Source organism: Flavivirga rizhaonensis (assembly GCF_004791695.1).
Lineage (GTDB): Bacteria > Bacteroidota > Bacteroidia > Flavobacteriales > Flavobacteriaceae > Flavivirga > Flavivirga rizhaonensis.
Genome location: NZ_SRSO01000040.1, coordinates 22,533 through 28,747 on the forward strand (window position 1 = coordinate 22,533; position 6,215 = coordinate 28,747).

The window sequence follows — 6,215 nt, forward strand, 5'->3', positions numbered from 1 at the left end:
AGTTACACCATCATACCTCCACAAACACCTAAACTTATAATAACATAAACAGCGGCCAAAATAAATAATACTTTGGCTGCTTTTTTGTTTTTTTTACGAACAGCAAGCCCAATTATAGCTAATAAAATAGCTGGACCAAGCATGATAGCTAGAATTAAGAATATCAAGCCATCCAAATTCATGTTTCCTTCTAAAAATATCATAAATTTATATTTTATATCATTGAACTTCCACAAATACCTAGACCTATTAAAGCATAAACTGTAGCAATAATTAACAGTGCTTTTGATGCCTTTTTGTTTTTATTTCTTAGTGCTAAACCTATAATAAACAATATTATTGGAACACCAAATGCTAAAAAAAACAGCAAAAGGAGAATCCAAATCAAGCCATCACCATTTACAACTAAAGTATTCATTATATCTCGTTTCTTAATGCTTCCAATCTCGCTTTTTTATCATCTCTGTAAAATAAATTCATCGTTTCAAAAGGGATTATTTTATTGTCTTTATCTACAATGTGAACGCAAGATTTCTTAATAGCGCGTACATCAAAATTATAAGCATCAATAAACTGCATAATAATAACGCGAAATAAATTATCGTAACCCAAATTTGGAGCGTCAATATTAGGAAGGCAACACATAATAGATTTTAAATTTTCTTCGGCTACTTCAACGGAATTTCCAGTGCTAAAAAGTTCTATCATTTTGCCTTGAAGGTTTTCATCTTGCTCATAAATAATAGTGTTTTTACTGTTATCTAATAAATCATTTGGGTTTATGTATCTGGTTAATGGAAATACGTCGTCCCCCAATTTAAGAGCATAGCCCATTACCAAGGCATCTGGGTTGCATGGTACGGGAAGTAAATCGTCTGGATTGAAAATATTGGTTTGCTCCATGATCTTTCGACGTACTTCTGTGAGTGTCATTCTATCGGTTTCTGGATTAAAATGCTCTAATCTTCCAGCTATTTGTGTGGGTTGGAGTGTAACGCCGCGGACACATTTTTGCTTTAAAGCATACTCTATTATTTTACCAATTTCATGATCGTTTAAGCCTTTTTGAAGGGTAACCACCAGAGTAGTTGATAAATTGAGTTGATTTAAATTCTCAAGGGCTTGTTTTCTTATATCATTTAAATCGGCGCCACGAAGTTCTTGCAACACGCTATTCTCAAAAGAATCAAATTGAAGATAAATTTCAAAATCTGGTGCATAGGTTTTTAGTCTTTCCGCGAAAGCGACATCTTTGGCAATTTTAATACCATTTGTATTCAGCATTAAATGCCTAATAGGTAATGATTTTGCATAATCCATAATTTCAAAAAATTGTGGATGGATGGTAGGTTCGCCACCGCTAATCTGTACCACATCAGGTTCTTTTTCGTTGGCGACTATGGTGTCCAGCATAGTTTTTACTTCCTCCAGAGTACGATGTCTGCCATAAGTTGGTGATGACCCAGCATAACAAGTTGGACAGGTTAAATTACAACGGTCTGTCACTTCAACAACTGTTAAACAAGAATGTTGTTCGTGATCTGGGCATAAGCCGCAATCGTAAGGGCAACCATAATCGGTTTTAGTATTGAATTTATAGGGTGTTTCAGAAGGTTTATTATAGTTTCTAATGTTTTTGTAATAGTCTATATCATCAGCAATTAATACTTTAGAATTACCGTGTTCATTGCAGCGTTTTAACATATAAACATGACCATTTTCGAACACGATTTTAGCATCAATACGTTTTAAACACTCCGGACAAAGGCTAAGTGTGAAATCGTAGTAAGTATATTTTCTAACCGGCATTTTTAAAGATGTTTAAAATAGTTTTGTGATAATAAAGCAAACAAATTAGACATAATATTTGAATCGTACTTAATCCGAAGAGATAAAATACATTTGGTTTTAAAAGTTCTATGAAAAATCTAAATGTAAAATAGAGAATCATAAACCATTTAAACAAGTCACCACTTTTTAAGGTTGTTTTGTTTTTAATACGGTTTAAGCTTAAAAACAGAAGGGTTAAAAATATCAATTCGTATAAAGCTACTGGATGGCGTAATTGTCCGTCACCTAAATTCATACCGAATATAGAAGTGGTTTCTATGCCATAAGTGAATTCGTTAATGCCAGATAGAAAGCACCCTATTCTGCCAATAAAAATGCCTAAAATAATGGGAAATACAAATAAATCACCTGATGATTGGGTTTCGCCTATACGCTTTTTAGCAATTTCAACACCAAGCAACCCTCCAAACAACCCACCCATAATAGTTTTTGTATTGAGTAATTGAATGATGTTTTCCTGTGAAATATCGACAAAGGGATTTTCTAAAAAACCAACTAGCCTGGAACCAATTAATGCCCCAAGAGCAGCACCTAAAATGATGGATACTCTATTGTTTGATGAAATAACATCGCTACTTTTTCTTCTTAAAAGAACATAATATCTAAAGGCTATAAAAAATGCCAGATATTCTAAAAATAGATGGACGTTTATATTGTAACCAAAAAGAATGGGTTCGTAAGGAATATTCAAAAAAGCTAAATTTTTAGTTTTAAAAATACAACAATATTAAAGGGAATAACTAATTTGATTAAAAAACAGTAATTTTGCCCAAAATTTATAACGTGGTAAAAATAGACAACATAGAACTTCCAGATTTTCCACTGCTTTTAGCTCCTATGGAAGATGTTAGTGATCCGCCGTTTCGTACTTTGTGTAAGGAGCAGGGAGCAGATGTTGTGTATACCGAGTTTGTGTCTAGTGAAGGTTTAATTCGTAATGCTGCAAAAAGTGTTATGAAGTTAGATATTTATGAGAAAGAGCGTCCAGTTGGGATTCAAATTTTTGGAGCCAATTTAGACAGTATGCTTCAGACTATTGATATTGTTTCTGCTTCAAAACCAGACATTATCGATATTAATTTTGGTTGCCCAGTAAAAAAAGTGGTGAGCAAAGGGGCTGGCGCAGGTATTTTGAAAGATGTGTGTTTGATGGAGAAGCTTACTGCCGAAATGGTTAAACGAACTAATATCCCAATTACTGTAAAAACACGTTTGGGCTGGGATCATGATTCTATAAAAATAGTTGAAGTTGCAGAAAGGTTACAAGATGTTGGTTGTAAGGCTATTGCTATACATGGGCGCACAAGAGCGCAAATGTATAAAGGTGATGCTGATTGGAAACCTATTGCTAAGGTAAAAAATAATCCTCGTATGCATATTCCTGTGTTTGGAAATGGAGATGTTGTTAACCCAGAAAAAGCTATGGAAATGCGAGATAGCTATGGGCTTGATGGTGCTATGATCGGTCGTGCTACTATTGGAAATCCATGGTTTTTTAAGCAAGTCAAACATTATTTTGAGACAGGCGAACATCTAGCACCTATTTCCTTAGCGGAGCGTGTTGAGGCTGCTCGCAGACATTTACAAATGGCCATTGATTGGAAAGGTGAAATTTTAGGTGTTTTTGAAACCCGTAGACATTACACTAATTATTTTAAAGGTATTCCACACTTTAAAGAATACCGTATGAAAATGGTAACCAGTGACCATTCAGCAGATGTGTTTGCTGCTTTTGATGAGGTGTTGGCAACGTTTTCAGATTATCAGTTTACCGAATAAATTATTTCAAAAAGAGAAACGACATTAATAGCCTTTTATAAGTGATTTTGAAATTCTTACAGATGCAATTTTAGAGGCAATACTACCTAAAACAGAAATGGTTATAAATACAATAAAAAAGTTTTCAATCTTTATGGTCATTGGATAAGCTAACGACGGTGTTATCATAACCAAGTCAAATACTTTTTGAAGCACTGTGACTATTAATGCGACACCCAAACCTATAAAACCGCCTACAACACTCATTAAGCTACCTTGTAAAAAGAAAATTCTACGAATGTCTTTTATGGTGGCTCCCATATTAAAAAGTGTGCTTAAACTTCTCTTCTTATCTAACATCATCATGATTAATGATCCGATAATATTAAAAAAGGCGATAATTAAAACCAGAGTGAATATTAAATATACTACAAGATTTTCGGTATTTAACATTTTATAGAGGGCATCATTAAGTTGAGCCCTATTTTTTAAAATAACTTTAGGCCCTAGAACTTCTTGAATTTTTTGCTTTGCAAGCGTTTCGTCTACGCCTTCATTAAGTTTAAATTCTATTGCAGATACTTGATTTGGGCTGTAACTTAAAAGGTTTTTAGCCAAATCTAAGGAAGCATATACATAAGTATCATTTAATGTTTCATTTATATAAAACACACCAACATTAAGGGCGTTAACGGTATTAAATGCTTTTTTGTTAGAAGTTATTTGGCCCTTCCCTGGTTTAGGCACATAAATATTAATAGATTTTGATAAATCTAAAACACCAAGGGATAAATTATTTGAAATACCCCAACCTACTACAATATGATTGGAGTTTTGACTCAACCAATTACCATGATCTATTTTGGATTCAATATTAACGACGTCTTTAAAGTGCTCATCAACCCCTTTAATCGATGCCAAATAGTTTTTATCATTTGAGGCAATAGCGACACGTTCTTCAATAGTTTTAGAGAATAACGCTACTTCTTCTAAGTCATTTAATTTAGAAATATCTTCTTCTGTTAAAATAAATGATTTACCAACTGAAGACTCAGCTTTTAGATCAGGATCGACAATGCTGGAAAATTCAAGGGTGAAATCTTTTAAACCAGCAAAACCAGATAGCACAATAAATAATGAACCAGCACCTAATATAACACCAATAATGGCGATAATAGTAATAAAATTAATAGCATTGTTCGTGCTTTTGGAGCGTAAATAACGTTTTGCTATATATAATGAAAAGTGCATGTTTCTATTTAAGGAAAATAAAAATAGGTTTTTAACTTGAAGATTTATTAAAATCGATTAAGATTTTTTTCTTTTATTTAAAATATTTGGGTCTTTAATGGGGTTTTCTTCTCCTTTCAGAGATTTTTCTATTTGGTCAATGTATTCTAAAGAGTCGTCTACAAAAAATTCTAAATTGGGCATACGTCTTAATTGGTGTTTGGTGCGTTGTGCTAATTCATGTCTAATTAAAGGTGTATTAGATTTTATGCCTTCAATAAGTTCTTTAGCTTTATCATTTGGAAAGATACTCAAATATACTTTAGCAACTGATAAATCAACCGTTACTTTAACTTTAGATACCGATATTAATATACCTTGCATACCTCCTTGAGTAGCGGCTCCTTGCAAAACTTCAACTAAATCACGTTGTAAAACTGACCCTATTTTTTTTTGTCTTTGACTTTCCTCCATGTTGCAAAAATAACGGATATTTGAAGATTATCTTACTTTTGATTTGCATAATTTGTATATTGACTATAAATGAAGATTCCTTTCTTTACTGAAATACTGAAACAAGTTCAGCACAGGCAAGTTCAGCACAGGCACGGGGGTGACAAAAAATAACATTATAAATGAATAAAATAGAACATATAGGGATTGCTGTAAAAAACCTTGAAAACTCTAATGAATTGTTTTCTAAATTATTTGGCGAACCTCATTATAAAATAGAGGAGGTAAAAAGCGAAGGTGTTAACACTTCTTTTTTTAAAGTTGGTGATAATAAAATTGAATTGTTGGAAGCTACTAATGAAGACAGTCCGATTGCAAAATTTATAAATAAAAAAGGAGAAGGTATTCATCATATTGCTTTTGATGTTACTGATATTGAAGCAGAAATTAAACGTCTTAAAAATGAAGGTTTTAAGGTTTTAAATGAGACTCCAAAGAAAGGAGCTGATAATAAGTTGGTAGCTTTTTTACACCCAAAATCTTCAAATGGCGTTTTAATTGAACTGTGTCAAGAGATAAAGGGGTAATTTTTCTTGCTAAGAAATAAAATAAGTAGTAATATTGCACTCCAATTTCGGTCCCATAGCTCAGTTGGTTAGAGCACCTGACTCATAATCAGGTGGTCCTTGGTTCGAGTCCAAGTGGGACCACTTTTAAGAATTGATAAAGCCTTGATAGTCAAACGATTACTCAAGGCTTTTTTTGTAGGGCTAAAACATATGCTCAAACTTTTTGTGGATCATGTGCAAAAGTTGTGTTTAGGCAAAAATCCTAGTTAATCTGAAGAGGAAGAATTCTACATTTTTGACACCCCTGAACTGAGCCCTGAAGGCTTTAATTTTAGCATTGAAAGATTCCGCCGA

At 33.1% G+C, this 6,215-nt stretch carries 8 protein-coding genes, 1 tRNA gene and 1 pseudogene; 3 read left to right on the top strand and 7 right to left on the bottom strand.

From position 1 onward, the window contains the following. Positions 1-2 precede the first annotated feature (2 nt). Genes EM932_RS19285 through EM932_RS19300 form a run of 4 tightly spaced genes read right to left on the bottom strand, consistent with a single transcriptional unit; the run spans position 3 to position 2,542 of the window. Positions 3-203 carry a hypothetical protein gene (locus EM932_RS19285; RefSeq protein ID WP_135878846.1) on the bottom strand — a complete coding sequence of 67 codons (201 nt, stop codon included), beginning with the start codon at positions 201-203 and terminating at the stop codon, positions 3-5. 11 nt (positions 204-214) lie between these two features. Beyond that, positions 215-418, bottom strand: coding sequence for a hypothetical protein (locus tag EM932_RS19290; protein WP_135878847.1), 204 nt, complete (start codon positions 416-418; stop codon positions 215-217). Beyond that, positions 418-1,809: a radical SAM protein gene (locus EM932_RS19295; RefSeq protein ID WP_135878848.1), complete on the bottom strand. Its 1,392-nt coding sequence runs from the start codon at positions 1,807-1,809 to the stop codon at positions 418-420. The genes EM932_RS19290 and EM932_RS19295 overlap by 1 nt, the downstream gene beginning before the upstream one ends. Further along, on the bottom strand, positions 1,799-2,542 hold the full coding sequence (locus tag EM932_RS19300) for a prolipoprotein diacylglyceryl transferase (RefSeq protein WP_135878849.1): 744 nt from the start codon (positions 2,540-2,542) through the stop codon (positions 1,799-1,801). The genes EM932_RS19295 and EM932_RS19300 overlap by 11 nt, the downstream gene beginning before the upstream one ends. Before the next feature lie 92 nt (positions 2,543-2,634). Between EM932_RS19300 and dusB the strand changes: the two genes are divergently transcribed. After that, positions 2,635-3,630: a tRNA dihydrouridine synthase DusB gene (gene dusB / locus EM932_RS19305; RefSeq protein ID WP_135878853.1), complete on the top strand. Its 996-nt coding sequence runs from the start codon at positions 2,635-2,637 to the stop codon at positions 3,628-3,630. A gap of 24 nt (positions 3,631-3,654) precedes the next feature. Here dusB and EM932_RS19310 read toward each other — a convergent pair whose 3' ends face one another. Both EM932_RS19310 and rbfA read right to left on the bottom strand, forming a co-directional pair. Continuing rightward, positions 3,655-4,860 carry an ABC transporter permease gene (locus EM932_RS19310; protein WP_135878850.1) on the bottom strand — a complete coding sequence of 402 codons (1,206 nt, stop codon included), beginning with the start codon at positions 4,858-4,860 and terminating at the stop codon, positions 3,655-3,657. A 57-nt stretch (positions 4,861-4,917) separates the two neighbouring features. Then, a complete protein-coding gene (rbfA, locus tag EM932_RS19315; protein WP_135878851.1) occupies positions 4,918-5,313 on the bottom strand; it encodes a 30S ribosome-binding factor RbfA in 396 nt (131 codons plus the stop codon). 161 nt (positions 5,314-5,474) lie between these two features. Here rbfA and mce point away from each other — a divergent pair, with 161 nt between their 5' ends. Both mce and EM932_RS19325 read left to right on the top strand, forming a co-directional pair. Beyond that, entirely contained in the window at positions 5,475-5,879 is a 405-nt protein-coding gene (gene mce / locus EM932_RS19320) for a methylmalonyl-CoA epimerase (protein WP_135878852.1), read from the top strand. A gap of 49 nt (positions 5,880-5,928) precedes the next feature. Further along, positions 5,929-6,002 (top strand) — tRNA-Ile (locus tag EM932_RS19325). A 108-nt stretch (positions 6,003-6,110) separates the two neighbouring features. On the opposite strand, the pseudogene EM932_RS21510 reads toward EM932_RS19325, so the two are convergent. After that, positions 6,111-6,215, bottom strand: a pseudogene (locus EM932_RS21510) (ISAon1 family transposase); the annotation flags it as partial.

What these genes read in the sequence shown, in the direction of transcription:
- EM932_RS19290 (WP_135878847.1), bottom strand. Translation starts at nt 418, where the DNA reads ATGAATACTTTAGTTGTAAATGGTGATGGCTTGATTTGGATTCTCCTT.
- EM932_RS19295 (WP_135878848.1), bottom strand. Translation starts at nt 1,809, where the DNA reads ATGCCGGTTAGAAAATATACTTACTACGATTTCACACTTAGCCTTTGT.
- EM932_RS19285 (WP_135878846.1), bottom strand. Translation starts at nt 203, where the DNA reads ATGATATTTTTAGAAGGAAACATGAATTTGGATGGCTTGATATTCTTA.
- rbfA (WP_135878851.1), bottom strand. Translation starts at nt 5,313, where the DNA reads ATGGAGGAAAGTCAAAGACAAAAAAAAATAGGGTCAGTTTTACAACGT.
- mce (WP_135878852.1), top strand. Translation starts at nt 5,475, where the DNA reads ATGAATAAAATAGAACATATAGGGATTGCTGTAAAAAACCTTGAAAAC.
- EM932_RS19310 (WP_135878850.1), bottom strand. Translation starts at nt 4,860, where the DNA reads ATGCACTTTTCATTATATATAGCAAAACGTTATTTACGCTCCAAAAGC.